General features: G+C 56.0%; 26 protein-coding genes. 12 read left to right on the top strand and 14 right to left on the bottom strand.

Annotated features, from left to right (window positions below; genetic code table 11):
• Nucleotides 1–215: 215 nt before the first annotated feature.
• A complete protein-coding gene (locus LGH70_RS14680; protein ID WP_226187024.1) occupies nt 216–782 on the top strand; it encodes a hypothetical protein in 567 nt (188 codons plus the stop codon).
• Nucleotides 783–861: 79 nt separating this feature from the next.
• On the opposite strand, the gene LGH70_RS14675 is transcribed toward LGH70_RS14680, so the two are convergent.
• The 3 genes from LGH70_RS14675 to era form a co-directional block, all read right to left on the bottom strand.
• Nucleotides 862–1,140, bottom strand: a complete 279-nt coding sequence (locus LGH70_RS14675) for a hypothetical protein (RefSeq protein ID WP_226187022.1) — start codon at nt 1,138–1,140, stop codon at nt 862–864.
• Between the two features lie 173 nt (nt 1,141–1,313).
• On the bottom strand, nt 1,314–2,636 hold the full coding sequence (gene der / locus LGH70_RS14670) for a ribosome biogenesis GTPase Der (RefSeq protein WP_226187019.1): 1,323 nt from the start codon (nt 2,634–2,636) through the stop codon (nt 1,314–1,316).
• 171 nt (nt 2,637–2,807) lie between these two features.
• On the bottom strand, nt 2,808–3,707 hold the full coding sequence (era, locus tag LGH70_RS14665; RefSeq protein WP_135465136.1) for a GTPase Era: 900 nt from the start codon (nt 3,705–3,707) through the stop codon (nt 2,808–2,810).
• Nucleotides 3,708–3,914: 207 nt separating this feature from the next.
• Here era and LGH70_RS14660 point away from each other — a divergent pair, with 207 nt between their 5' ends.
• The gene (locus LGH70_RS14660) at nt 3,915–4,613 is read left to right on the top strand and encodes a metal-dependent hydrolase (RefSeq protein ID WP_226187016.1); all 699 of its coding nucleotides are present in this window, start codon (nt 3,915–3,917) and stop codon (nt 4,611–4,613) included.
• Here LGH70_RS14660 and LGH70_RS14655 read toward each other — a convergent pair.
• The gene (locus tag LGH70_RS14655) at nt 4,570–5,592 is read right to left on the bottom strand and encodes an AraC family transcriptional regulator (RefSeq protein WP_226187013.1); all 1,023 of its coding nucleotides are present in this window, start codon (nt 5,590–5,592) and stop codon (nt 4,570–4,572) included. The genes LGH70_RS14660 and LGH70_RS14655 overlap by 44 nt on opposite strands.
• A gap of 76 nt (nt 5,593–5,668) precedes the next feature.
• Between LGH70_RS14655 and hemH the strand changes: the two genes are divergently transcribed.
• Nucleotides 5,669–6,712 carry a ferrochelatase gene (hemH, locus tag LGH70_RS14650; protein WP_226187010.1) on the top strand — a complete coding sequence of 348 codons (1,044 nt, stop codon included), beginning with the start codon at nt 5,669–5,671 and terminating at the stop codon, nt 6,710–6,712.
• Between the two features lie 73 nt (nt 6,713–6,785).
• On the opposite strand, the gene LGH70_RS14645 is transcribed toward hemH, so the two are convergent.
• The 4 genes from LGH70_RS14645 to glmM all read right to left on the bottom strand — a co-directional run bounded on the left by LGH70_RS14645 (nt 6,786) and on the right by glmM (nt 10,968).
• On the bottom strand, nt 6,786–7,301 hold the full coding sequence (locus tag LGH70_RS14645; RefSeq protein ID WP_226187008.1) for a PRC-barrel domain-containing protein: 516 nt from the start codon (nt 7,299–7,301) through the stop codon (nt 6,786–6,788).
• A gap of 49 nt (nt 7,302–7,350) precedes the next feature.
• Nucleotides 7,351–8,019 (bottom strand): hypothetical protein, encoded by a 669-nt coding sequence (locus tag LGH70_RS14640; RefSeq protein ID WP_226187005.1) that lies wholly within the window; start codon nt 8,017–8,019, stop codon nt 7,351–7,353.
• Between the two features lie 255 nt (nt 8,020–8,274).
• Nucleotides 8,275–9,417, bottom strand: a complete 1,143-nt coding sequence (locus LGH70_RS14635) for a cysteine desulfurase family protein (protein WP_226187204.1) — start codon at nt 9,415–9,417, stop codon at nt 8,275–8,277.
• A 156-nt stretch (nt 9,418–9,573) separates the two neighbouring features.
• A complete protein-coding gene (gene glmM, locus LGH70_RS14630) occupies nt 9,574–10,968 on the bottom strand; it encodes a phosphoglucosamine mutase (protein ID WP_226187002.1) in 1,395 nt (464 codons plus the stop codon).
• A gap of 144 nt (nt 10,969–11,112) precedes the next feature.
• Here glmM and mazG point away from each other — a divergent pair, with 144 nt between their 5' ends.
• The 9 genes from mazG to LGH70_RS14585 all read left to right on the top strand — a co-directional run bounded on the left by mazG (nt 11,113) and on the right by LGH70_RS14585 (nt 19,278).
• Nucleotides 11,113–11,958, top strand: coding sequence for a nucleoside triphosphate pyrophosphohydrolase (mazG, locus tag LGH70_RS14625; RefSeq protein ID WP_226187000.1), 846 nt, complete (start codon nt 11,113–11,115; stop codon nt 11,956–11,958).
• Between the two features lie 265 nt (nt 11,959–12,223).
• Complete coding sequence (locus LGH70_RS14620; RefSeq protein ID WP_226186998.1) at nt 12,224–13,096, top strand: MotA/TolQ/ExbB proton channel family protein; 873 nt, start codon at nt 12,224–12,226, stop codon at nt 13,094–13,096.
• Between the two features lie 68 nt (nt 13,097–13,164).
• The gene (locus LGH70_RS14615; protein WP_226186996.1) at nt 13,165–13,788 is read left to right on the top strand and encodes an ExbD/TolR family protein; all 624 of its coding nucleotides are present in this window, start codon (nt 13,165–13,167) and stop codon (nt 13,786–13,788) included.
• Between the two features lie 13 nt (nt 13,789–13,801).
• A complete protein-coding gene (locus tag LGH70_RS14610) occupies nt 13,802–14,323 on the top strand; it encodes an ExbD/TolR family protein (RefSeq protein ID WP_226186994.1) in 522 nt (173 codons plus the stop codon).
• Nucleotides 14,320–15,147 carry an energy transducer TonB gene (locus LGH70_RS14605; protein WP_226186992.1) on the top strand — a complete coding sequence of 276 codons (828 nt, stop codon included), beginning with the start codon at nt 14,320–14,322 and terminating at the stop codon, nt 15,145–15,147. The genes LGH70_RS14610 and LGH70_RS14605 overlap by 4 nt, the downstream gene beginning before the upstream one ends.
• A gap of 223 nt (nt 15,148–15,370) precedes the next feature.
• Nucleotides 15,371–16,195: an energy transducer TonB gene (locus tag LGH70_RS14600; protein ID WP_226186989.1), complete on the top strand. Its 825-nt coding sequence runs from the start codon at nt 15,371–15,373 to the stop codon at nt 16,193–16,195.
• Between the two features lie 292 nt (nt 16,196–16,487).
• Nucleotides 16,488–16,670 carry a hypothetical protein gene (locus LGH70_RS14595; RefSeq protein WP_226186987.1) on the top strand — a complete coding sequence of 61 codons (183 nt, stop codon included), beginning with the start codon at nt 16,488–16,490 and terminating at the stop codon, nt 16,668–16,670.
• Entirely contained in the window at nt 16,657–17,619 is a 963-nt protein-coding gene (locus LGH70_RS14590) for a PstS family phosphate ABC transporter substrate-binding protein (protein WP_226186985.1), read from the top strand. Before LGH70_RS14595 ends, LGH70_RS14590 begins: the two co-directional genes overlap by 14 nt.
• A gap of 240 nt (nt 17,620–17,859) precedes the next feature.
• The gene (locus LGH70_RS14585; protein ID WP_226186982.1) at nt 17,860–19,278 is read left to right on the top strand and encodes a tetratricopeptide repeat protein; all 1,419 of its coding nucleotides are present in this window, start codon (nt 17,860–17,862) and stop codon (nt 19,276–19,278) included.
• Between the two features lie 75 nt (nt 19,279–19,353).
• Here the strand turns inward: LGH70_RS14585 and LGH70_RS14580 are convergent, their stop codons facing one another.
• The 6 genes from LGH70_RS14580 to porG all read right to left on the bottom strand — a co-directional run bounded on the left by LGH70_RS14580 (nt 19,354) and on the right by porG (nt 25,991).
• A complete protein-coding gene (locus LGH70_RS14580) occupies nt 19,354–20,418 on the bottom strand; it encodes an RluA family pseudouridine synthase (protein WP_226186979.1) in 1,065 nt (354 codons plus the stop codon).
• An 83-nt stretch (nt 20,419–20,501) separates the two neighbouring features.
• A complete protein-coding gene (locus tag LGH70_RS14575) occupies nt 20,502–21,122 on the bottom strand; it encodes an OmpH/Skp family outer membrane protein (protein ID WP_226186976.1) in 621 nt (206 codons plus the stop codon).
• A 49-nt stretch (nt 21,123–21,171) separates the two neighbouring features.
• Nucleotides 21,172–21,864, bottom strand: coding sequence for an OmpH/Skp family outer membrane protein (locus tag LGH70_RS14570; RefSeq protein WP_226186974.1), 693 nt, complete (start codon nt 21,862–21,864; stop codon nt 21,172–21,174).
• Between the two features lie 41 nt (nt 21,865–21,905).
• Complete coding sequence (gene bamA, locus LGH70_RS14565) at nt 21,906–24,356, bottom strand: outer membrane protein assembly factor BamA (protein WP_226186973.1); 2,451 nt, start codon at nt 24,354–24,356, stop codon at nt 21,906–21,908.
• 69 nt (nt 24,357–24,425) lie between these two features.
• The gene (uppS, locus tag LGH70_RS14560) at nt 24,426–25,172 is read right to left on the bottom strand and encodes an undecaprenyl pyrophosphate synthase (RefSeq protein WP_226186972.1); all 747 of its coding nucleotides are present in this window, start codon (nt 25,170–25,172) and stop codon (nt 24,426–24,428) included.
• A gap of 69 nt (nt 25,173–25,241) precedes the next feature.
• Nucleotides 25,242–25,991, bottom strand: coding sequence for a type IX secretion system protein PorG (porG, locus tag LGH70_RS14555; protein ID WP_226186971.1), 750 nt, complete (start codon nt 25,989–25,991; stop codon nt 25,242–25,244).
• Nucleotides 25,992–26,025: the final 34 nt, after the last annotated feature.

Raw genomic sequence — 26,025 nt, 5'->3', positions numbered from 1 at the left:
CTTATTACGGCGGGCAGAAGTAGTTGGTAAGAGGTTCGCGCAGCCAAGCGGAAATAAAATAGCACGCGCAGGCTTCCGACGTGTCGTCCCCGAACCCGGCGGGGCCGTATCTGTATTTGGTGCCCGGGGCCACGTACTGGAAGATTCCCACAGGCCACGGAGCTTTTCGCGCCGACCGTTTTTGCACTATCTGTTCCACTACACCCGCGCCTGCCGTGCATACCATTGAGCCGCATTACAACTGGATTGACCAGTATTCCGCTTCCGAGGATCCTCGCTCCCCGCTATTTGAAGCCGAGAATAGCCTCGACTCGTTCACCAACACTATCTACGGGTACTACATTCATCCCCAGTGGGACAGCCTTGATTCGGACACGCTGTTTCTCAAAATTCTCTTCGTCGACTACGACGAGGGCATTGGCATCATCGAGTTCATCGGGGAATGGAACGATGCCATTGAAAACGACATCATGAGTCTGAAGCGCAACATCATCGATCTGATGGTGCATGAGGGCATCCGCAAGTTTATTCTGGTGGGCGAAAACGTCTTCAACTTCCACGGCTCCGACGACTCGTACTACGAAGAGTGGTTCGAGGACGTGGAGGACGGCTGGATTGCGGGCATCAACTTCCAGGAGCACGTTATCCGGGAAATGCACCAGTTCAATGTGGATAACTACGTGAACTTCGGTGGACAACTCGACGAGCTACCCTGGCGCACCTACGAGCCACGCAAACTCTTTAAGATGGTGGATAAGCTTATCCGCTACCGGCTAGGCTAAGCAAAAGGCTCACTACACGCACAAAAAAAGAGGCTCCCCAATTCGGGGAGCCTCTTTTTTGCCTTTTCAGGCAGAGCAATTACTGCTGGGTCGTGGTAGCACCACCAGCGGGAGCTGGCGTAGCCTGGCTTGGGTTAGCGTCAGCTGCATCTTCCATTTTGTCAGCCTGAGCTTCGGTAGCGTTTTCTACCGAGTCAGCACCGGCTTCGTTGCCAGCATCTTCCATAGCGTCAGCTTTGGCTTCGCCAGCTTCTTCTACTTGGTCAGCAGCGTTTTCTTGAGCATTTTCCTGCTTGCTGTCGCACGAAGCGAAGGTGAACGAAGCAGCGGCCAGGGCAAGGAACAGAACCTTTTTCATGGTGAGAGGAATTAGAGGGGGTTGTTGAAAATTCAAGTCAGTTAAAGCTGAATCCGGCGCCGGATGCTAGGCAACCCGACCGTAGATTCGGGGCTTTATACTTGTCCCCTCATAAGGTAACCCGACAGTAGAAAAAAATTATTCTGCTTTTTGCCAGTCCGCCGTTTTCCTGCCTACTTCTTGCGGAAGATGATGCCAATAGGCACGCCAATGAAGCCGAAATGGTCGCGCATGCGGTTTTCGAGGTAGCGCGTGTAGGAGTCGCTCACGTACTGGGGCAGGTTGCAGAAGAAGGCAAACACCGGGTTGTGGGTGGGCAGCTGCGTCACGTACTTGATGCGTACCATCTTGCCCTTCGTGGACGGTGGCTGGTGCTCCTCAATCACCTTGAGCATCACCTCGTTCAGCTGGGAAGTCGGGATTTTCATGGTTTTGTTCTCGTACACCTGAATGGCCGTTTCAATGGCTTTGTGCACGCGCTGCTTGGTAACCACCGAAGTGAAGATGATGGGCGGATAGGCAATGGGCGCTATCTTCTCCAGAATCTGCTCCTCGATTTTCTTGGTGGTATTGGTTTCCTTGTCCTCCACCAGGTCCCACTTGTTCACCAGAATCACGATGCCTTTGCGGTTTTTGTCGGCCAGGGCAATGATGTTCACGTCCTGGGCCTCAATGCCGCGCGTGGCGTCGAGCATCACGATGCAGACGTCGGATTCTTCCATGGCCCGAATCGAGCGGAGCACGGAGTAGAATTCGATGTCCTCTTTCACCTTGGTCTTGCGGCGCAGGCCGGCGGTGTCAATCAGGATAAACTCGTTGCCGAAGGCGTTGTAGCGCGTCTTGATGGCGTCGCGGGTGGTACCGGCAATGTCGGTCACGATGGTACGCTCCTCGCCCAGCAACAGGTTTACCAGGCTCGACTTGCCCACGTTGGGGCGGCCGACCACGGCAATCTTGGGCAGGCCTTCGTCCTGCACCTCTTCCCACGGGTCTTCGAAGTGCGACACCACCGCGTCGAGCAGGTCGCCGGTTCCGGAGCCGCTCTGCGACGAGATGGTGAAGATGTCGCCGTCGCCCACGCCCAGGGCGTAGAACTCGCCGGCCGCGTGGGCCCGGGCGTTGGTATCGGCCTTGTTACCGACCAAGTAAATCGGCTTTTTGCCCTGGTAGCGGCGCAGGACGTTGGCAAACTCCTCATCGAGGCCGTGCATGCCCGCATCCACGTCGACCATGAACAGGATAACGTCGGCCTCATCAATAGCCAGCTTTACCTGGCGGCGGATGCTTTCCTCAAACACGTCGTCGGAGCCGTGCACGTAGCCGCCGGTATCAATGACGGTAAAGTGCTTGCCGATCCACTCGCCGTAGCCGTAGTGCCGGTCGCGGGTGACGCCGCTCTGGTTGTCCATGATAGCCTTGCGGTGACCCACGAGGCGGTTGAACAGGGTGGATTTGCCCACGTTGGGGCGGCCCACAATTGCAATGGTATTCTTCATGCGTCTGACTCCAGCCGCCGGCCCGACCAGTTTCGGCAGTGCCCGGAGTAGTTAAGTAAGTGTGAGGTCGGAAGATCTATGAGTTGGTGATTTAGTGATTTAAAGAGTTTGATGTTTGACCTGCGCCATTTGCGCGTTTAGAACGAAAAACTCACTAAATCACCAACTCATCTATTGGCTGTACCCAAAGCGGTTCAGGGCTTTGGGGTCGGTGCGCCAGTTTTCGTTGACTTTAACGTGGGTTTCGAGGAAGACCTTCTTCTGGAAGAACTTCTCCATTTCCTCCCGGGCCCAGGTGCCGACTTTTTTCAGCGCCTCGCCCTTGTTGCCGATGATGATGCCTTTCTGGCTGGCCCGCTCCACGTAGATGGTGGCCCGGATGCGGATAATGTCTTCTTCCTCCTTGAACTCCTCAATGCCGACTTCGCAGCTGTAGGGAACTTCTTTTTTGTAGAGCTTGAAGATTTTCTCCCGAATCATCTCGGCGGCGAAGAAACGCTCGGGCTTGTCGGTGAGTTCATCTTTGGGATAATAGGCCGGATGCTCAGGCAGGTAGCCCAGCACCAGATCCAGCAATTCACCGGTGCCGAACTTTTCCAAAGCCGAAATCGGCAGCACGCGGGCCGCATTGGGCAGCTGCTCGCGCCAGTACTCCACTTTGGCTTCTACCTCAGCCTGGTCGGCCTGGTCGATTTTGTTGACCAGCAGCAAAATAGGCGTGTTCACCATTTTACGCAGACGCTCCACTACCGGCTCCTCGTCGTGCTTCTCGTAGATATCCGTTACGAACAGGACGACGTCGGCGTCTTCCAGGGAGCTATACACGAACGACATCATGGCGTTGTGCAGCTCGTACTTGGGCTGAATGATACCGGGCGTATCGGAGTAGACCAGCTGGAAGTCGTCGCCGTTCAGAATGCCCAGGATGCGGTGACGCGTGGTCTGGGCCTTGCTCGTGACGATACTGAGCCGCTCACCCATCAGGGCGTTCATCAGCGTCGACTTGCCCACGTTGGGTTTGCCGATAATGCTCACAAAGCCAGCGCGGTGCGGTTTAGGTTCGGGATTCACAGTGTTTTCAAAATAAGTCTGCAAAGGTACCGCTTTATGGGCAGATGCGCACGGTATCTGGCAAAAGCAGGCAGGTGAGAGGCCTGAGAGCGGCGCAGATTTTCGTTTTCGGTCAATCAGATTGCGGAAATGGTCAGCAATGCGGGCCGCTACTACGCAGACCTTTGTGAGGTACTCAACCCACTTCACTTCCTAACCTCTACCGCAATGTTTATTGGTCACTACGGGCTGGCTTTCGGGGCCAAAGCCACCAAACCGCAACTCTCGCTGGGCCTCCTGTTTATGGCCGTGCAGCTGGCCGATTTGCTCTGGCCCACGCTGCTGTTGCTGGGCCTGGAACGAGTAGAGCTGCAGCCCAGTGCCGGGCAGGCAATTACCTTTTCGCACTACCCGATTTCGCACAGCCTGTTGATGAGCGTCGTGTGGAGCCTGCTACTGGGCCTGGGCTACTGGGTGCTGCGGCGCGACAAGCCGGCCGCCCTGCTACTGGCCTTCAGCGTGCTCAGCCACTGGCTGCTCGACGCGGTGGTGCACGGCCCCGACCTGCCACTCTACCCCGGCCACTCGCCGCTGGTCGGGCTGGGACTGTGGAATAATCTGCTGTTGAGCCAGGTTCTGGAAGTGCCGATTTTCGTGGCGGGGCTCTATATGTACCTGCGGCGGACCCAGGCCATAAACAAGACGGGCCGCTACGCGCTGTGGTCGTTGGTGGCGTTCCTGGTGCTGGTCCACTTTGGTAACTTCTTCAGCCCAACGCCCGGCAGCATCACCGAACTGGGTTGGGCAGGGCAGCTGATGTGGCTGCCGGTGCTCTGGGCCTACTGGGCCGACCGCAACCGCACCGTGCGCACAGCAGGGCTGGCTATTTCCGAAACGCGCCCGGCGTCTGCCCCGTCCATTTCTTAAAGGAGCGCACAAAGGCGCTGGGTTCGGAATACCCCAGCAGAAAGGCAATGTCGGTGGTGCTGAGCTGGGCATCGAGCAAGTGGCGCCGGGCCAGCTCGTGGCGCACGGCGTCGAGCAGCTGCTGGTAGGTATGGCCGGTTTCCTTGAGCTTGAGCTGTAGGGTACGCACGCCCATCGTGAGCCGGTCGGCCACGGTGGCCAGGGTGGGCTCGGCACCTTTGAGCAGCTCCACGATTTCGCGCTTCACCCGGTCGGGCAGGCTAGGTGTGCGCAGACGGGCCAGCAGCGCCGCCGCGTGCTGCTCAAACAGCGGAAACAGCACCGGATTGGCGTTGATAACCGGCAAGTCGAGTAGGGTTGCATCGAAGCCGATGCTGCTCTTAGTGGTGCCGAACACTAGCTGGGCCGGGGCAAAAACCCGCTCGTGCTCCTGGATATCGGCGGGCCGGGAATAAGCTAAATGAAGTATCCGCGGCACCAATGTCTGCCCCGTTAGCGCCCGGAAGGCGCTGAGGTAGGTCGAAAATTCGGAATTGATGACGTAATCCGGGTAAATAATGGCGGCGCTGGTAATTTCCATATCCAGCCAGCACAGGTCCGCTTCCCGGCGCAACGTGAGCTTTACGCCGGAGCACGCCACATCCTGGTAGCGCACTAGCTGGCTCAGGGCAGCGCCCAGCGTGGGGCAGTGTAGCAGCACGTAGCCCAGAATACCGATGGCCCCTAGATTTATTTTCTCGCCCAGGTGCAAGGCCAGGTGTGGGTCATTGGTGACCTGCACGGCTTCGCCCCACAGCTGCTGAATGGTAGCAATGGGTACCCGGGCGTCGGGGTCGGCCAGCTCGGCGGGGGTCACGCCCAGCTTCTGGCAGAGGTCGGCATAGTTGGCCCCGGCCTGGGTAGTAGCCCAGAGCATCACGTTGAGCATTCCCACGGACAGGGTGTCGGCGGGCGGGCCAGAAAGAGAGACAGTTGTCATCAGCGGAAAAATACGGGCTTCCACCCAAACCCAAGAGGCCCTACCTTTGTCTATGACGGACGACCGTTCTTTTTCTATGCCAACTCCTGCCTCCCCCCAGCGCCGTATCGGCGTGCTCCTCGTGAATCTGGGTACGCCCGACTCACCTCAAACGCCTGATGTACGCCGCTACCTCAACGAATTTCTCACCGACGGCCGGGTTATCGACATGCCCGCGGCGGTGCGCTATCCGCTGTTTCAGGGCCTGGTAGTGCCCTTGCGCGCGCCCAAGTCGGCCAAAATTTACCAGCAGCTCTGGACCGAACGGGGCTCTCCCCTGCTCTACCACGGCCTTGATTTGCAGAAGCTGGTGCAGGAAAAGCTCGGCAAAGATTACGTGGTGGCTTTCGGCATGCGCTACCAGAACCCCAGCATTGAAAAGGCGCTGGAGGAGCTGCGCGAAGCCGCCGTCGACCGTATTATCGTGCTGCCGTTGTTTCCGCAGTACGCGGCGGCCAGCACCGGCTCGGTGCAGGAAAAAGTGATGGAAATCGTGAGCAAGTGGTGGGTGGTACCTAGCATTTCGTTTATCAGCACCTTCACCGACGACCCGGGCTTTATCGGCACCTTCGTGACTCTGGGCAAGGAGGAAATGGCCAAGCACGACTACGACCACGTCGTGTTCAGCTACCACGGTATTCCGGAGCGCCACGTGCTCAAAGGCAGCCACAACAACTACTGCAAGCTGGGCACCTGCTGCAATAGCTACAACAAGAACAACCGCTACTGCTACCGCGCCCAGTGCTACGAAACCTCGCGGCAGCTGGCCGCCGGCCTGGGCCTAGCGCCCGACCAGTATACCACCACCTTTCAGAGCCGCCTGCAAAGCCGCCTGCGTGACCCGTGGCTGCAGCCCTACACCGACGAAGTGCTGAAGGAAATGCCCGCCAAAGGCATCAACAACGTGCTGGCCTTTAGCCCCGCTTTCGTCGCCGACTGCCTCGAAACCACCATTGAAGTGGGTACCGAGTTTAAGGAAATGTTTGAAGAAGCCGGTGGCAAGCACTGGCAGCTGGTGCCCAGCCTGAACTCGCACCCGCAGTGGGTGGAAGGCGTGGTAAACATGATTCACCGCAACTAACCTGTTTCAAGCAGCCAAATAGCATCCAAGTAAAAGGCCCGTGGAGATTTCCACGGGCCTTTTACTTGGATGCCTAGCCAATACGCCGGCGAAACGTGTCGTTGTCGGTGGCCCGCCGATTCTGGTAAAAGCGCTGCTCACTGTAGGAATCCTGGTCGTAGAAGCTGCCGGTGCCGGCTTCGGGCAGCGGCAGGCGCAGGCTGCGCAGCATGGCTTCCTCGTATTCGCGGGTAATCTGAATTTCCGCGTACGGCGGGTATTCCAGCACCGATTCCTTGGTTAGGGAAGGCACAAATACGTTGTCGCCATCTTCATCCAGAGCAGCTACGCCCACCGGAATCAGGATGTGGCGCTCGTGGCGGTTCACGTTCAGCGAAGCGTCCAGCTCGACATCGAGGTAGCGCACTTTCAGGGCTTCCTCTTCCACAATCAGCTCCGACACGTCGCCGAACTTGTGGCCGTCGCCGCCTCGCACGGCCCAGCCGCGCACGTCGGGGCTACCATCGGCTACTTCAAATTCGGTCAGGTCGCGCAGGCGGCGCAGGTGCATGCCCTCGGCGGAGGGAATCGGGGAGGAAGTCGGTTCCATAACAGAAGTAGAAGACAATTAGAGCAAACGGGCGGCGCAGCTTATCTATTTACGAGGCCGGCTCATTCAGCGTCCGCACGATTTCGGCGGCCCGGGTGAAAAACGCCTGCAGGGCGGGCTGGTCGGCGGCCGTGCTGCGCCCTGTTAGCTGCCGGGCCTGTTCGCTGAGTTCCGCCACCGGCTTTTCCAGGTTCGGATATGCTTTTTGCTGCATGGCCTGCAGCAGGCCGACCACGGCCACAAACCCGGGCCGCAGGCTGGCGTTGGGCTCCGAGGTGCGGCTGATGGCACTGGTCAAATCATTGCGCCGCTCACTGACGGTAGCATCGCGCAGGTCGGCGCGGTCAGCCAGCTCGCCCAAGGTGGCGCTGAGCATGTGCAGGCCGCGGCGGCCGTAGTCGGGGCTGTCGGCTTCGTTGGCGGCAAAGCTGGCCAGTTCCTCGGGGGTAGCAGGAGCTTCCTCGGCGGCCATGTCGGCTACGGCCGCATTGCTGCCCGTGCCATCGGCCGGGGGCGGGGTGGCGCGGGCCATGGCATCCGCTTCCGCATCCGATACCGGCGCCGCGCTGGTGGCCGGCAAGGCTGGTTGCGTAGCCTGATCATCCGGCGAAGGACGAAACAGAAAATAGCCGATGATGCCCAGCGCGAGCAGAGCGAGCAGGACCAGAATCCAGGGACTGGGGGAAGATTTTTTACGCTGAATATTGATGTCGGCCATACAAATCAGATGCGGTTTTGCCACTGAGTACGCAAGGCAAGCAAAATAGATAGGCCAAGTCTATATAGCAGCAGTTGAACCCTAAGGCGGACTTGGAAGCCGGTATATGCCGCCAGCGGCCTGCAGCACCATCCGGTACCTGGGCACAGGCAGATATCAACGGAAATGCTACGAAGCCCAAAAGCTCCGGCCCGGCGCCTCATTAAATGAGCACGCACTGGGCCGGAGCTTTATTCAGAGAGGAATCCGGCGTGCTTAAACCGTCACCTTGCGGTACATCTTAGCCAGTTGCTCTACGGCGTAATCCACTTCCTCGGCCGTGTTGTATTTGCTCATGGAGAAGCGAATCGCGCCGCGCTGCGGGTCGCAACCCAGCGCCTTGAGTACGTGCGAACCGGCATCGGCGCCGCTGCTGCAGGCTGAGCCCCCCGACACCGACACGCGGTTGATGTCGAGGTTGAAAAGCAGCATCTCACTGTTAGCCGAGGGCGGCAGGCTCACGCTCAGCACCGTGTAAAGGCTCTGATCGGCGTGGGCCGATAACCCGTTGAACTGTACGTCCTCAATCTCCGAGGTCAGGCGGGCAATGAACCGGTCTTTCAACCCCTGGATATGCTGGTGATGCGTGTCCATGTCCCGACAGGCAATTTCCAGAGCCTTGGCCAACCCCACGATGCCGTACACGTTTTCGGTACCGGCCCGCACGTTGCGCTCCTGCGACCCGCCGTGAATCAGGGGGCTTACCTGCTCGCCGGGCCGGCGGTAGAGGAAGCCCACACCCTTCGGACCATGAAACTTGTGCGCCGAACCCACCAGGAAGTGGTTTTTGAGCTGCTGCACGTCGTGCTTGTAGTGGCCCATCGTCTGCACCGTATCGGTGTGGAAAATGGCTTTATGCTCTTGGCAGATGTCGCCGATGGTGGCAATATCGTTCAGGTTGCCGATTTCATTGTTGGCGTGCATCAGGCTCACAAACGAGCGGCTGTTGGTTTTCAGCAGCTCCTCCAGATGCGCCAGATCTAGGCGGCCCTGCTCGTCGTGCTGCACGTAGCTCAGGGTGATGTCGCCGTTTTTTTCCAGCGCTTGCAGCGTGTGCAGCACCGCGTGGTGCTCCAGCTTGGACGTAATAGCGTGGCGCAACCCCAGCGTGCGGATGCTGCCGAAAGCGGCGTAGTTGTCGCCCTCGGTGCCCCCCGAAGTAAAGGAAATTTCGGCCGGGGCCGCGTTTATCAGGTGGGCAATGGTTTTGCGGGCATTCTCGATGGCGGCGCGCACCTTGCGGCCGTGGCCGTGAATGCTGCTGGGATTGCCGAAATGCTCGCGCATGAAGGGCAGCATCGCATCCAGAACGTCCGGATCGAGAGGCGTGGTCGCCGCATTGTCAAAATACACGGCCATGGGTGTGGCGGTGGATGCGTGCGAATCGGGGTGGAGAGGCATACGCGCAACTAAGGTGGAGAGGTGGATGGCTACGAGAGAGAATATAGCCACACAAAAATAAAGGATTCCAGCGTGGCAGCCGGAATCCTTTATAACTAAGCGTGAAAAAGGCGCTTAGCTCTTCACGGAGATAATCTCCTTAATGTCAGCAATGATCTTGTTGGCCAGATGGTCGGCCGTGGCATTGGAGTCCGATTCGGCATAGATGCGGATGATGGGCTCAGTGTTCGACTTGCGCAGGTGCACCCACTCCTTATCAAATTCGATTTTTACGCCGTCGATGGTATTTACCGGTTGCTTGGCGTAGCGCTCCTTCATCTGAACCAGTACTTGGTCGGTGTTGATTTCCGGGGTCAGCTCAATCTTGTTTTTCGAGATGAAGTAGCCCGGATACGAAGCCCGCAGGCGTGTCATCGTCAGGTTGGACTTGGCCAGGTGGCTCAGGAAAAGCGCAATGCCCACCAAAGAGTCGCGGCCGTAGTGCAGCTCGGGGTAGATGATACCGCCGTTGCCTTCCCCGCCGATAATGGCATTGGTTTCCTTCATCTTGGTCACCACGTTCACCTCGCCCACGGCGGCGGCGGCGTAGTTACCACCGTGCTTCTCGGTTACGTCGCGCAGGGCGCGGGTGCTGCTCAGGTTGCTCACCGTGTTGCCACCACCATTTTGCTGGAGCACGTAGTCGGCCACAGCTACCAGCGTGTATTCTTCGCCGAACATGGTGCCGTCCTCATTCACCAGGGCCAGGCGGTCCACGTCAGGGTCAACCACAATGCCGAGGTCGAAGGAGCCTTTTTCGAGCACCCGGGCAATGTCGCGCAGATTTTCGGGCAGGGGCTCGGGGTTGTGGGCAAAGTCGCCGGTTGGCTCGCAGAACAGCTTTTCCACTTTCTCCACACCCAACGCTTCGAGCAGCATCGGTACTACAATGCCGCCGGTCGAGTTCACGCAGTCGATAACTACCCGGAAGTTTTTGGCCTTGATAGCCTCCGCATCCACCAGCGGCAGGGCCAGAATGGCTTTGATATGCTTCTTAAAGAAGGAGTTGTCGGCCGTATACTGCCCCAGCTTGTTGACGGGGGCAAAATCAAAGGCTTCGTTATCGCCCAACGACAACACCTGCTGGCCTTCCTCGTCGGAAATAAACTCGCCCTTGTCGTTGAGCAGCTTCAGCGCATTCCACTGCTTGGGGTTATGCGAAGCAGTGAGAATAATGCCGCCACCCGCTTTTTTAGCCGGCACGGCTATTTCCACGGTGGGCGTCGTGCTCAGTCCCAGGTCGATGACGTTGATGCCCAAGCCGCGCAGGGTGCCTTCCACCAGCTTACTGACCATCTCACCCGAGATGCGTGCGTCGCGCCCGATTACAATCGTATTATTCTGCGTTTGCTGTAGTACCCAGGTGCCAAAAGCCGCCGCGTACTTCACTATGTCAATGGGGGTCAGGCCCTCGCCTGCGGCGCCGCCGATAGTACCCCGAATGCCGGAAATTGATTTGATCAGTGCCACGAGCAATGTTTGATTTGAGGTGCAAAAGTAGAGAAATGACCCTGCTTTTCTACGAAAGTATTTCCGAGTGGTGTAGGCGCCGCAGGGGCGGCCATGCTTACATACGTATAGCCCCGGCGGGTTGGGCACCGTATATTTGACCAAATGGAAACACAACCCACCCTGCCCCACCGGCGCGCCGAACAGCTGGCCGCCTTTGGTCGCCTCCTCGACGTGCTGGACCGCCTGCGGGCCGAATGCCCCTGGGACCGGAAACAAACCATGCAGAGTTTACGTCATCTTACTATTGAAGAAACGTACGAACTCTCCGATGCCATCCTGCGGGATGACCTAGCAGACGTGAAGAAGGAGCTCGGCGACGTGATGCTGCACCTCACGTTCTACGCCAAAATAGCCTCTGAGACGGGCCATTTTGATATTGCGGACGTCCTGAATGCCCAGTGCGAGAAACTCATCTTCCGTCATCCCCACATCTATGGCGACACCACCGTGACGAGTGAAGAAGAGGTGAAGCGCAACTGGGAGCAGCTGAAATTGCAGGAAAAAGGCAACTCCTCCGTGCTCGGAGGCGTACCAACGTCCCTACCGGCCCTGGTAAAGGCGATGCGCATTCAGGAAAAGGCGCGGGGCGCGGGCTTCGATTGGGAAAAACCCGAGCAGGTATGGGAGAAGGTACAGGAAGAGTTAGGAGAATTCGGAGTTGAGTATGCCCACACTAACCCCGAAAGCCGCAACCAGGAACGAGCGGCAGCCGAATTTGGCGACCTGCTTTTTTCTCTCGTCAACTTTGCCCGCTTCGCCGGCATCAACCCCGAAGAAGCCTTGGAGCGCACCAACCGGAAGTTCATTCAGCGCTTCCAATACCTCGAAACGGAGTCGGCCCGCGACGGGCATCGTTTAGCCGATTTGAACCTGACCCAAATGGACACCTACTGGGAACAGGCCAAAAAACTGAACTTAAACAAGCAAGAAAACGAAGACGCGAAATAGCCTTTTTTTAAGGCCCTACCCGTTTTAAAGCGTTTAAACGCATTTTTCATTTGGCAGCACGTAGGTTTTTATTTAGGTTTGCCAAGGATACTCTGATTTCCTAACGGCCCCGCGCACGAGCAGACCCACACTTTCCGTTGTCGAAACGGGCCCAGTGTGCGGGTGAGCGGGGCGCTGCTGTCTTTGGGGTATTCACGTTTAACATCTTCACTTTTTTACCTTCAAGTTCAACCTTTCACCACCAACCCACTAATTCTCCGGAACAATGGAACAAAAGAATGCCATGAATAAAAACGTGCGGCCCACCGCTCCCGCTGCTCCCAAGGGTGAAGCGAAAGGCGGTTCCGCGTTTGCCGCCATCGTGATTCCCCTGGCGTTGATCGTATCGATTATCATCTACAAATTTGTTTTTGGTAGCCCCGCTAACTTCCAGGGCGGCAATCCTGAGAATAACCCCCTGCCAGGTAACTACCTCGGCATCATTTACAAAGGTGGTGTCATCGTACCCATCCTGCTGACGCTGTTCCTGTTGGTAATCACCTTCTCGATCGAGCGTTTCCTGACCATCAGCAAGGCTAAAGGCACCAAGAGCATTGAAGCCTTCATCCGCAACGTCCGTCAGAAGCTGAACGTGAACGACATCACTGGCGCTCTGGCCGCCTGCGACCAGCAGAAAGGCTCGGTAGCTAGCGTAGTAAAAGCCGGCCTGGGCAAGTACCAGGAGATGGCCCGTGACCGTAGCCTCGACAAAGACCAGAAAATCTCGGCTATCCAGAAAGAAATCGAGGAATCGACGGCTCTGGAACTGCCTATGCTGGAAAAGAACCTCGTTATTCTGTCGACCATTGCTTCGGTAGCAACCCTGATTGGTCTGCTCGGTACGGTATTCGGTATGATCAACGCCTTCTCGGCTCTTGCTAACGCTGGTGCTCCTGACGCAGTAGGTCTGGCCAACGGTATTTCGGAAGCTCTGATCAACACGGCACTGGGTATCTTGACCTCGGCCCTGGCTATCATTGCCTACAACTTCTTCACCAGCAAAATTGACGAGCTGACTTACAGCATCGACGAAGCTGGTTTCAGCATCATTCAGACGTTTGCTTCGCAGCACGGCGAAAAAGAAACTTATACTGCTTAGTCTGCGGTTTACGCACTAAAGCAGCGTTTCTAAACGTTTCTGAATAAAGCTCTTTAACCACGCTCGCAATGCCAAAAGTAAAACCGCATAGAACGTCCCCGTCGTTGGATATGACTCCGATGGTGGACTTGGCATTCCTGCTGGTGACCTTCTTCATGCTCACCACCAAGTTTGCTCCCGAGGAAGCTGTGGTGGTGGACACGCCCTCATCTACTTCTGAAATTCGCCTGCCCGAAAGCCACGTTATTACGATTTCGGTGGATAAGGACAAGCGGGTATTCTTCGGTATGGATGACGCCAAACCCAAGCTGGACCTGTTGACCCGAGTAGGTGCTAAGTACGGAGTAAGCTTCACTGCTTCCCAGGCTAAGACCTTCTCCAACCTGTCGAGCTTTGGCGTACCGGTACAACAGCTTCCCGACTTCCTGAGCCGCGACAACGAGCAGCGCAAAGCCATCAAGCAGCCCGGCATTCCCGCCGACTCCTTGAACAACCAGTTTATCGACTGGGTGGTAGAAGCGCAGGCCGCCAGCCGCAAGGAGTTCGGTAAGCCCGCTTTCATCGCCATCAAAGGCGACGGCAACGCGGACGTACCAACCGTGAAGAGAGTCATCAAACTGCTGCAGGATAAGAACATCAACCGTTTCAACCTGATTACCGACTTGGAGTCTAAGCCGGTAGCCGGGAACTAACCGACGCAGAGAAATGGCAGAAATACAACAACAAGCCGACTCCGGTAAAGGAGGTAAGAAGCGGGCCAAAAAAATGTCGACCAAAATCGACATGACACCGATGGTGGACTTGGCCTTTTTGCTGCTGACCTTCTTTATGCTGACGACGACTTTCAGCAAGCCGACCGTAATGCAACTTACGATGCCGGTGAAGCCCAAACCAGACGATCCGCCCCAGGAGCTTAAGGCTTCGAATGCTTTCACCATCCTGATGGGTGAGAACAACAAGATTTACTATTATGAAGGCCTGCTGGCCGATGATGTAAAGCCTGAGTTGAAAGCATCCAGCTACGATGCGAATGGCATCCGGAAGACTTTGTTGGAGCGGCGCCAGCGCGACCCTAAAACGGTTGTTCTGATTAAGCCGGCCGATAAGTCGAATTACAAGAACATGGTTGACATCCTCGACGAGATGAATATCACAGACCAGAGAAAATATGCTCTGGTTGACATTTCGAAGGCGGATGAGGAACTGATTAAAACCTCAGGGCTATGATGGATAACACGCAACTGGCCAAAGCGACTTTCAACGACATCGTCTTTGAAGGTCGTAATAAGGCCTACGGAGCTTACGTGCTCCGGCGGTTGTACAACAAGCACGTTACCCGGGCTCTTCTCATTGCCGTTGCTCTCTTAGCTCTTCTAGTAAGCTTCCCGCTTATCGCGCGGATGTTTGCTAAGGACGAAGTAGTAAATACTGAGAAGAACCTGAAGGTGAACGAGCTGATGGAGGCACCGCCACTGGACGAAACCAAGCCCCCACCACCACCGCCACCACCGGAGGCACCACCACCGCCCCCACCGAAGCTCTCTACCATCAAGTTCACCCCGCCCGTCGTTAAGAAGGATGAGGAGATTAAGAAGGTAGAAGAGATTCCGGATCAGGAAGAACTGAAGGAGAAGGTAGTTGCTACCGAAACCGTAAAAGGCAATACTGATAACCCTGCCGACCTGACGGGTCTGGAAGGAACCGGTAACCAAGTGGTAGAAGAGGTAGTAGAGAATAAGGTCTACACGTACGTAGAACAGATGCCTACTCCTCCCGGCGGTATGGAAGGTTTGCTCTCTTACTTGGGCAAAACCATCAAGTACCCCCCACTGGCGCTGCGTAACCAGGTTGAAGGCAAGGTATTCATCAGCTTCGTGGTAGGCCCAACGGGCGGTATCACGGATGTGAAAGTGACCAAGGGCATTGGTGCGGGTTGCGACGAAGAAGCAATGCGCGTAATCAAAGCCATGCCAGCCTGGACTCCTGGTAAGCAGAACGGTCGTCCGGTAAGTGTTTCGTACACGGTTCCGGTAACCTTCGCTATCAAGTAGTAATGTTTACCTGATTTAGGTCAGGTCACAAGAGAAGCCCGAATTGAGCAGTTGCTCGGTTCGGGCTTTTTCGTGCAAAAAGAATTCGGCTTGCCGCATACTTTTCTATTCTGACTTGTCGTTTTGAAGTTGAAAGCCAGGAGGATGAAGCACTAGTGAAGGGTAATGGCTTGGGTAGTACGTGCCAGGGAATTCCGTTTCACCTTTAGCTTATACCGTACCCATGAACACCACCAACCTGCACACCGCCTCCTTCGACGACATCATCTTCGAAGGCCGCAACAAAGCCTATGGCGCCTTCGTCCTGCGTCAGCTCTACAACCGCCACCTGGCCCGGGCCCTGGCCATTACGGTGGCTTTGAGCCTGCTGCTGGTTAGCATTCCGCTGGTAATACAGCGCGTATGGCCAACGGTAGCTCCCGTTATTAAAGATCCGAATGAAGTCGTTGCAGAGCCCCAGGTGTACATTATGCCGCAACAGGAAGCTACTCCCGCGCAGCCCCCTGTCGCGCATCATCAGCCCGTAGTCGTAACGCCCCGTACGGACGTTGCTCCTATTGTGGTAAAAGACGAACTGGTAACGAAGCCGGTGCCAAATATTGAGGCCTCGTTACCGAATGACAATACCCTAACAAATGTGCAGCCCGGAGAAGGTGTAGCAGGTCCAGGAACAGTAAGCGGCCCAAGTACTCTAGGCAGCGACACCGGCGTAACCACGCCGGCGCCACCAGCCAAACCCTTTACGCACGTGGAGGTAATGCCCGAGTTTGCGGGTGGCATTGGTGCCCTGCGGCAGTACATGCAACGAAACCTGCGCTACCCCCGACAGGCTTTGTCGGCGGCCATATCGGGCAAAGTGTTCGTGTCATTTACCGTGCAGGCCGATGGCTCCATTGCCGACGTTCAGGTAATAAAGGGCCTGGGCTATGGTATGGATGAAGAAGCCGCCCGGGTAGTCAGCAAGATGCCTTCCTGGACGCCCGGCAAGCAGAACAGCCAAGCCGTGGCTGTACGCTATACTATGCCCATCACCTTTCAGTACGAATAAGCAGTGCCGATAAACGGCCTTACCTCCTCAGCTTGAGAACATTAGTAAAATACAGAGTTTATATATAGCCAAAAATCACCCGGTATACGTTATACCGGGTGATTTTTGGCTTTTTTTGTGGGTTGCCTCCTGCTTTCTGCGGCATGCGGCTAGCCTGAGCGAACGAGGGAGCGGTATTTTTTTGTTCTAACCGCAGACCTTTCTTCTTTGAATACCTATGCTGAACCGTTCAACCACCGACGAGCGTCTCAATACGAAGTCACCCCAACGACTTGTACAGTACTTTACGTTGATGATGGCCATCATCTATATGGGCCTGGGCGTGATGATGTGGCTACCGATGGCAAATGTGTTTGCCTTGCCCTCTACTGCCCGGCGCGTATTAGGAGCAGTTTTCATCTTTTACGGAATTATTAGATTTGCTCGCACATACCGTCAGCACTTCCAACGCAACAAAACCCATGATGCGCGCTAACATAAAAAACGTAGGTACGGTGCTGGCAGCCGGCAGCTTGCTACTGGCAGGTTGCAACCAATACCAGGGCCCACCCGATACCGCTACTGATACGCCTACCAGCGGAACGGTCAGTATCAGCGTTGATGAGACATTTGAGCCCATTCTGAAGTCCCAGGTCGATACGTTTCAGAAGCTGTATCCTGCGGCCCGCATCACGGCAACTTACAAGCCGGAGGAGGAAGTGATGCAGGATTTGATGACGAATAAAGTACGGGTAGCCGTGGTGTCGCGGCAGCTGAACGCGGCTGAGCAAGCTGAGTTCGACCGGCTGAAAATTGTACCCCGCACTGCCCGGCTTGCTGTCGACGGCCTGGCCATCGTCATTCACCCCAGCAATCCGGACTCTTTGCTTACCGTAGCCAAGCTGCAGGACATCTTCACGGGCAAAGCTCAGGAATGGGCGCAGGTGAGCGGTAAGAAGGGACTGGGCGCCATAAACGTAGTTTTTGACACCAACCATTCCAGCACAACCCGTTACGTTCAGGACTCTCTGACGAAGGGCGCGGCCCTGACCAAGCGAGTTTTTGCCGCCAAATCGAACCCTGCCTTATTGGATTACGTTGCTACTCATCCCAACGCTATTGGCATAATCGGCGTTAATTGGATCAGTGACCGGGACGATGCGGCAGTACAGAAATTTCTGAACAAAGTGCGGATTGTAGGCATCAGTGCTCAGCCCAACCCGCAGAAGCCAGATGACTATCTGCAACCTTACCAGGCCTACCTGGCCCTGAAAACATATCCCCTGCGCCGGGAGGTTTACCTGATCAGCCGGGAGGCCCGCGCTGGGCTTGGCACCGGTTTTGCATCCTTTGCCGCAGGGAATAAAGGTCAGCTGATTGTCCTCAAGTCTGGATTAGTACCGGCCACTGGCCAGATGCGAATCATCGACACGAATAAGCGCTAGCCTTCCTTTTGTCTTTCCATTAAACGCTTTCCACCAAATCTTTTGCTCATGAACTTCAAGCCCTGGAAGCTCTCGCTCCTCGCTGCCTTGTCTGTTTCCGGCTCTGCCGCTTTTGCTCAAACGACTCCTCAGAAATCGATTGAACTCGGACGCTACAACGAAGCCCGCGCGGCTTTGCTACGTCAAGGGGCTTCAAACGAAACTTCGTTCGAACTGGGCCGTCTGTATCAGATGCGGGAAATGCCCGACTCGGCAGCTTACTATTTCAACCGTATTTCGCTGAATTCCAAAGATGCTTCTACGATGGTAGCAGCAGGCCGTGCGGCGTTGGCCCAGGGCAAAACGGCGGAAGCTGAAATTCAATTCGACAACGCGGTGAAAGCCACCAAAGGCAAAGATGCTAAGGTGCTGACCATGATTGCTCAGGCGTATGCCGAATCCAACGTTAAGGACGTATCGAAAGCCCTTTCGTACGTGGAAGCCGCTCATAAGGCCAACAAGCTGAAGGACGAGCCGACCCTGATGATTGCCCGCGGCGACATCTACCTGAAGCAGGAAAATGGCGGTGGCGAAGCCATGAACAGCTACGACCGCGCGATTATGGCCGATGCCAACAACGTATTGGCTTACTACCGCAAGGGGCAGCTGAACGTACGCTCGCGCAACTACAACGAAGCCCGGACGGCGTTTGACAAGGCTATCAGCCTGGATGCCAACTACGCGCCGGCCTACAACGCCCTGGCCGAAACGTATTTCTACGCCGGTAAGTACGACGACGCTCTGAAGAACTTCCAGAAGTATACTTCCTTGGCGGAAAAATCGTCGGATACGGATGCCAAGTACGCTTCGTTCCTTTTCCTGACCAAGAAGTACCCCGAGGCGCTGACGGAAGTACAGAAAGTACTGGGCCGTGACCCCAACAACGTGACCATGAACCGTCTGCAGGCTTATACTTTGTATGAGACCGGCAAGAACGATGAGGCCATTGCCGCCATGGAGAAGTATATGAAGACCACTCCGGCCGACAAAGTCATCAAGGAGGACAACGTGTATTACGCCAAGATGCTGGCCAAAGGTGGCAAAGGCGAGCAGGGCATTGCCATGCTGCAAAAAGCCATTGCGGCTGACCCCACCAACGCGGATCTGCAGAACGACTTAGCTCAGGCTTACCTGTCGTCGAAAAACTACCCGATGGCCATTTCGACCTTCAAGACGAAGATGAAAGCCAAAGGCGGTGGAGAACTGACGGATCAGGTGCTGCTGGCCCGTGCTTACACGCTGAACAAGCAGTATACGCAAGCCGATAGCCTGTATAACATCGTACTGACGGCCCGCCCCAGCTACGTGCCCGGCTACCTGATGCGCGCACAGGCCAACTACGGCCTTGATCCAGACTCCAAGCAAGGATTGGCTAAGCCTTTCTATGAGAAGTATGTAGAAGTGGCCAAGGCTGACCCCGCCAAGTATAAGGATGGCCTGGTAGAAGCTAACAGCTACCTGGGCTACTACTATTACCAGAAAGGCGACAAGACGGCTGCCCTCCCCTATTACCAGCAAGTACTGGCTCTGGACCCAAACAACCAGAACGCCAAGTCGGTAGTGGATAGCATGACGGCCCGTCCTAAAACGGCTACCAAAGCTCCTGCCAAGAAGAAATAAGCTTCTTGACACCAATACAAAAAGGCCTGTCGTGTACACGACAGGCCTTTTTTTGCGGCATCCACAAGCAAGAGCTTATTCCTGTGGCGTAGCATATTGCTCCCACTTAGCTAAGGCAGCTTCAAAGTCAGCGGGCAGCTCAGCTTCAAAGTGCATGTGGTCGTGCGTCACGGGATGCACGAAGCCCAAGGACTTGGCATGTAAAGCCTGCCGGGGCATTACCTGAAAAGCCGCTTCTACAAAAGCCTTATAGGCGCCGGTGCGTTGGCCGTACAGCACTTTGTCGCCGCCGTAGGTGGCGTCGGAAAACAAGGGGTGGCCAATGTGCTTCATATGCGCCCGGATCTGGTGGGTGCGGCCCGTTTCCAGGTTGCACTGTAGCAGTGCTACGTGCTGAAACGTTTTGAGCACCTTATAATGCGTCACAGCGTGCTTGCCTTGGTCGCCCTCGGGAAATACTGCCTGCACCTTACGATCCTTCAGGCTACGGCCGATATGGCCTCGTATGGTGCCTTCTCTTTCCTTAGGAATACCCCACACAAGCGCCAAGTAAGTCCGCTCGATGGTATGGTGGAAAAACTGCTGGGACAAATGCGTCATGGCCCACTCCGTTTTACCAATTACCAGCAGGCCCGAAGTGTCCTTATCGATACGGTGCACGAGGCCAGGCCGAATCTCCCCGTTGCGGCCGGTAGGCAGGTTGCTCAGGTGATACGCTAGGCCATTGACTAGGGTGCCATTCCAGTTGCCGAAAGCCGGATGCACCACTAACCCGGCGGGCTTGTTGACGATGAGCAAGGACTCGTCCTCATAGCGAATGTCCAGGTCCATGGGCTCGGGCACCACTTTCACGTCGCGCGGTGGCTCGGGCAGCGTAATGGTAATGACGTCGAGCGGCTTGATGCGGTAGTTGGATTTCACCACCTTGTCGTTCACCTGCACCGCTTCAGCCCGAATAGCATTCTGGATCTTGGTCCGGGAGGCATTCGACAGCCGGTTCATCAGGAACTTGTCGAGCCGCAGCAGCTCCTGGCCCCGGTCGACGCGGATTCGGTGATGTTCGTAGAGTTCGTCGCCTTCCTCGTTGTCATCATCGGGCAGGTCGGGGTCGGGCAGCAAAGAGTCGGGAACAGAGGTCATGGCTGGCATCTGGTGTGGCGGAATGGAAATAAGAAAGCCGGAGCATAATGCTCCGGCTTTCTGTTTACGAAAAGCGGGGGTACCTACTTTTTCGTTTTAGTCTTGGTTTTGGTGGTGTTAGCCGGAGTAGCCGGCGTCGCAGCTGGGGCTACGGCTGGGCTGGCCTTGGCAGCAGCACCGGGCGTTACACCCATTTTCTTTAGCACCAAGTCCGAGATGTCGCCTTCTTTGGGACCGTGCAGTAGCACTGGGCTGGCACCATCCGAATTCAGCACGTACGTGTAGCCATTCTCTTCGGCTACCGCATCAATGGTCTTCTGCAGCTTGTCCAGAGCAGGCTTCAGCAGGGTCTGCTGCTTCTGCTGCAGGCTCTGGTCGGCGCTGCGCTGAAACTCCTGGATGGAGGTCTGCAGGCCAGTCAACTCTTTCTCTTTATCGGCGCGTACTACTTCCGTCATCGTCGAAGCACCTTTCTGGTACGCTTCTGCTTTGGCCTGATAGTCGGAATACTTGCTCTTCAACTGGGCCTCGAGCTGGGTGCTGTAAGCTTTCAGATCCGACTCGATCTGCTTGCTCTCGGGCATCTGGCTCAGCACGTACTCTACGCTGGTATAGCCGATTTTGAGAGGGGCTTGCGCCAGTGCCGTGGTAGCCGTGCTGAACGAGAGGACGGCCGCAGCCAGGGCAAGACGGATTTTGTTCATGATGTTCATTAAGGGGAAACTTTCAGAAAGTAGGGTTACAAAAGCAAAGTTAATTTTTTCGGCTAGCCGGACGCGTATTTGTTGGCTTAGCCGGCTGCCGGGTTTTGCTGGCCGGAGCAGCACCAGCATCCGTGTCGGTATCCGTGTCCGTATCACCGGTCGGCGTCTTGGGCGTCGTCACCGTGCGAGCGGCGCCTTTCTGCCCGGGCTGGTTCCGGTCTTCAGATGCTAAACCCAATTCTTCCAAGACAAATTCCGTGTAGTCGTGGGTTGGGTTGGTATAGAGCATCGTCAGGTCGCCGGCCTTATCGAATACGATGGCCAGCTGCTTTTTCTTGGCCACTTTTTCAATGGCTTCGAACACTTGGTCCTGCACAGGCTTGGTCAGCTCCTGGCGCTTTTTGAACAGTTGCCCTTCGTAACCAAAGATTTTGTTCTGGTAGGCTTTCACGTCCTGCTCCTTCTTCAAAATCTCATCCTGACGCTTCTTTTTCATTGGCTCGGTCAGGAGTACTTCTTCGGCCTGGTAGTTCCGATACAGCTTATCGAGGTCCTTTTTCTGGCTTTCAATTTCTTTCTGCCAAGTGCCCGAAAGCGTGTTCAACTCCTGCTGTGCCTGGGCAAATGCCGGCATCTTGCCCATTACGAACTCCGAATCGACGTACCCAAACTTCTGGGCCAGCGCGGCCGGCCCCGTGAGCAGCAGCAAAGCACCCAGCAGAAGAGAATGTAGCTTTTTCATGTCAAGTAGATAAAGTAGCTGGCGCAGCAGGCGCCGAACAATTAGCGGATCTGCTGACCAATGATGAAGTGGAACTGGCCTTTGTCCTGTTTCGCCTGAGTAGCCGAGTATTGCGGTACCGTATCGAAACCGTAGCCATAGTCGAAGCCAAGCAAACCGAATGCCGACATGAAAATACGAGCCCCAACACCGGCCGAGCGGTACAGTTTGTAGGGGTTGTACTCTTTGTAGCTTTCAAAGGCATTGCCGGCTTCAGCAAAGCCCAGCACGTAGACCGTAGCCGCTGGGTTCAGCGAAACCGGATAACGCATTTCCAGCACGTATTTATTGTAGGCTACCCCACCGCTGGAAGATGGGTTCTGCACCGCGTTGGCAGCATTGGGGTCCTCATAGCCCCGCAGGCCGATGTATTCGGTACCCACCAGGAAGTTAGACGAGCCCCCGTAGCCCAGACCAGCTCCCCCGAGCTTGAACCGCTCGAAAGGTCCGATTTCGCGGCTGGAGTTGTAGGTACCGATGAAGCCGAAGTGGGCCCGCGTGTTCAGTACCAGCTTGCCCACGATGGGCGTAAACCAGGAAGCATCGAACATCCACTTGTGGAATTCCACCCACTCGTTCACGTTCGGGTGCGCCCCTTTGAAGATGGAGTAAGGCGGGGTCAGGTTAACGCTCAACGCCAATGACGAGCCCCGGCGCGTGTAGGTCGGGTTGTCGATGCTGTTGCGCGACAGTGTAGTGTTGAAGGTAATGTTGGCCGCATTGCCGGTACCGTTGGCAAAACCCTGGATATAAGGGTAGTTTTTCAGCTTGTACTGGCTCACCGACAGCGAGTTGCTCAGGGTGAAGTAATCATCCGGCACGCGCAGGCGGCGACCCAGGCCAATAGTGGCGCTGTTCACCTTGATGGACTGGTCGTTGCTGGCGTCGAGGCTGGTACCGACGCGCTGAATGCTCTTATTCAGGCTAAACGACAGCGAGTTTGGCTTGCGGCCACCGAGCCAGGGCTCCGTAAACGAGAAGGAATACGCTTGGTACTGCAAGCCGTTGGCCTGCACGTTTAGCGCCAGGCGCTGGCCATCACCGGCCGGTACCGGCGTCCAGTTGCGGAAGCTGCCGGCTTTGCGCAACGAGAAGTTGTTAAATACCAGGCCCACCGTACCGATAAAGCCGGCGTAGCCACCCCAGCCGCCCGAAAGCGTGATTTGGTCAGATGGCTTCTCGACTACGGTGTAGTTGATGTCCACCGTACCCTCAGCCGGGTTGGGCACCGGGTTCAGACCAATTTTCTCCGGGTCAAAGTAGCCGAGCGTGGCAATCTGGCGCTGGGAGCGAATAAGCAGCTCCCGGTTGAATTTGTCGCCGGGCAGGGTCTGGAGTTCCCGCCGCAGCACATGGTCACTGGTTTTGGTGTTGCCGGCAATGTTAACCTCCTTGATGCGGGCCTGCACACCTTCGCTGATACGCATCTCAATGTCGATTGAGTCGCCTTCCACCTTGGTTTCTACCGGCTCGATGCTGAAGAACAGGTAGCCATCGTTCATGTAGAGCGACGTGATGTCCTGACCGGTTGGGTTGTAGTTCAGGCGCTTGTCAAGCGTTTCCTTACTATAGGTGCTGCCCTCCTTGATGGCTAGCACCGACGCCAGCGTCTTGTCATCGTAGAGGTAGTTGCCGTTCCAGGTAATGTTGCGGAAGTAGTACTTCGGACCTTCATCCACGGTAATGCGCAGCGCCAAACCGTCGTCGGTCCGCATCAGCGTGTCCGATACAATGGCCGCGTCGCGGTAACCCTGGGAGTTGTAGTACTCCAGCAAGGACTGCTTATCCTCTTCGTATTCGGCTTTCTGGAATTTGGCGGCCGTCAAAAACTTGTAGGGCTTGCGCTCCTTGGTTTTCTTCAGCTTGCCCTTCAGCTTCCGGTCACTGAAGGCTTGGTTACCTTCAAAGGCAATATCCTTAATCCGGATTTTGTCGCCTTTATCTACGTTGATGTTGAGTACCACGCTGTTCGGCAGGCTCGAATCCGGGGTTTGCACGATGGAAGCCTTGGCATCCAGAAAGCCCTTGTTGGTATAAAACTTCCGGACCTGCGCCTTCGTATTGTTGAGTAGCGCGTCGGTTACCACTTTGCCGCGAATGAGCTTGATCTTGTCTTTCAGATCGTCAGCCTGTCCCTTGCTGATACCCGAAAATTCAAACTTGGACAGGCGCGGCCGCTCTTTCAGGTTGAAGTCCAGGAAAATCTTATTGCCTTCCGTGCGCGTTATCGATACGCTTACGTCGCCCAGAATACCCTGGTCCCAGAGACGGCGAATGGCTTTGCCTATTTCTTCGCCGGGAACAGTAATTGGGTCGCCTATTTTCAGACCCGATAAGCCAATAAGCGTATTTGTATCCAGATACGTAGCACCACTTACCGTAATACCACCCAACTCATATCGTTGGGACTCGGTACCACTGGCAGCCTGGGCCCATGCCTCAGACGAGGACACACCGCCGGACAAAGCCAGTGCTGTTAGCAGCAGAAAAAATTTATTGCGGAAAGAAATCATTCGAAAGACTTACGAAACGGTTAGCTGCTCACTAGTTTTGCCAAAGCGCCGCTCACGGCGCTGATAGGCTTGGATGGCATCATAGAAATGCTCGCGCCGGAAGTCGGGCCAGAGTATTTCCGTAATGTAAAGTTCGGTGTAGGCTAACTGCCACAGCAGAAAGTTGCTGATGCGTTGCTCACCACTGGTCCGGATCAATAGCTCAGGGTCCGGCATGCCGGCTGTCGTCAGATAGCCCGCAAGGGTCTGCTCACTTACCTCCTCTGCCCGCAGCTTACCCGCTGCCACATCCGTGGCCAGGCGTTGCGCGGCCTGCGTCAGGTCCCACCGGCCACTGTAGCTCAGGGCCAGCACCAAGGTCATTCGGTTGCCCGCTTTGGTCAGCTCCATGGCCTCGCGCAGCTCCCGCTGGCAGGACGCGGGCAAATTTTCAATTTGTCCCACGGCTTCCAGCCGAATGCTGTTCTTCAGCAGCGTGGGCGTCTCCTGCCGAATCGTGTGCACCAGCAGCTGCATCAAGGCCATGACCTCGTGCTTGGGCCGGCCCCAGTTTTCGGTCGAAAAAGCGTACAGCGTCAGGTACTGAACGCCTAATTCAGCCGCTCCTTCCACCGTGTCTCGCACGGCGGTAATAGCGCTTTGGTGCCCAAAAATGCGCAGGCCGCCTTTCTGTTTTGCCCAACGGCCATTGCCATCCATAATGACGGCAACGTGGGCAGGTATATTCTGAGTGTCTAGTTCGGACCGGGCGGCCATCAGTACTTTTTGCGTAAAGAGGCTGCAAGTTACGCAAATGGTTGCATTAAGCCCGGCCCTATCCGACTTCTACCGCAGCAACTTAGGATTGGCCTTATAGGAATCGGGGCAATTAATTTTATAGAATGTATAAGAGATACTCAGCCCATTATAGAAATACCAGTCTTGGTCGTGGGTGTTCACGAGCAACGGGCTCTGGGTGCCTAAACGGTCCAGTTCGTCGGTGAAAGCTTTACGGGCTCCCACTTCCAGCCCCAGATTCCACCGGGGCGACAAGGCCAGCTTCATACCAATACCTGCCGGAATGGCAATACCCAGCGTACTCCCGCTCTGCTCTAACTGGTCCAGGCCAGCGTTGCTGATGGTGCGGGTACGGGCTAGAAAGCCAGCCAGCCCTACAAATACATAGGGCGTGAAGTGGACCTTCTCTTTGCGGTTGCGGTAGTCGAAGAAATTATACTCTACAGTGCCCGCCGCTTCCAGAATATTGCCTTTCACATTGGTTTGCCGGTAGGCATGCAGCGGGGCGGTGTTGCCATTCACGCCGGGCACGTTCGCATCGTCGGCCCGCACGAGCCCCCACAGGAAGCTGCCTCGTAGCGTGATGGGCGCGGAAATATCTTTGCGGTAAAAAATAGTGGCAGCCGGGCGGTTATTCTCAAACCGATAGGCCGGGGCAACTTCTCCTTTGTACACCATTCCTCCTACACCAATGCCCAGCTCACTGGTATTCTGGGCGGCAGCGGAGAAAGCAAAAAAAACACTCCCTGCTTGCACAAAGCAAACAAGGAGTGTTTTGAAGAGATTCGAATGCGTCATTAGACTAGCTGTAAGTGAAACTTGACAGCCAGCC

This window comes from Hymenobacter nitidus, assembly GCF_020447315.1.
GTDB classification, from domain to species: domain Bacteria; phylum Bacteroidota; class Bacteroidia; order Cytophagales; family Hymenobacteraceae; genus Hymenobacter; species Hymenobacter nitidus.
The sequence above is the reverse complement of the archived record's forward strand: the minus strand, read 5'-3'. Positions and strand labels throughout refer to the sequence as shown.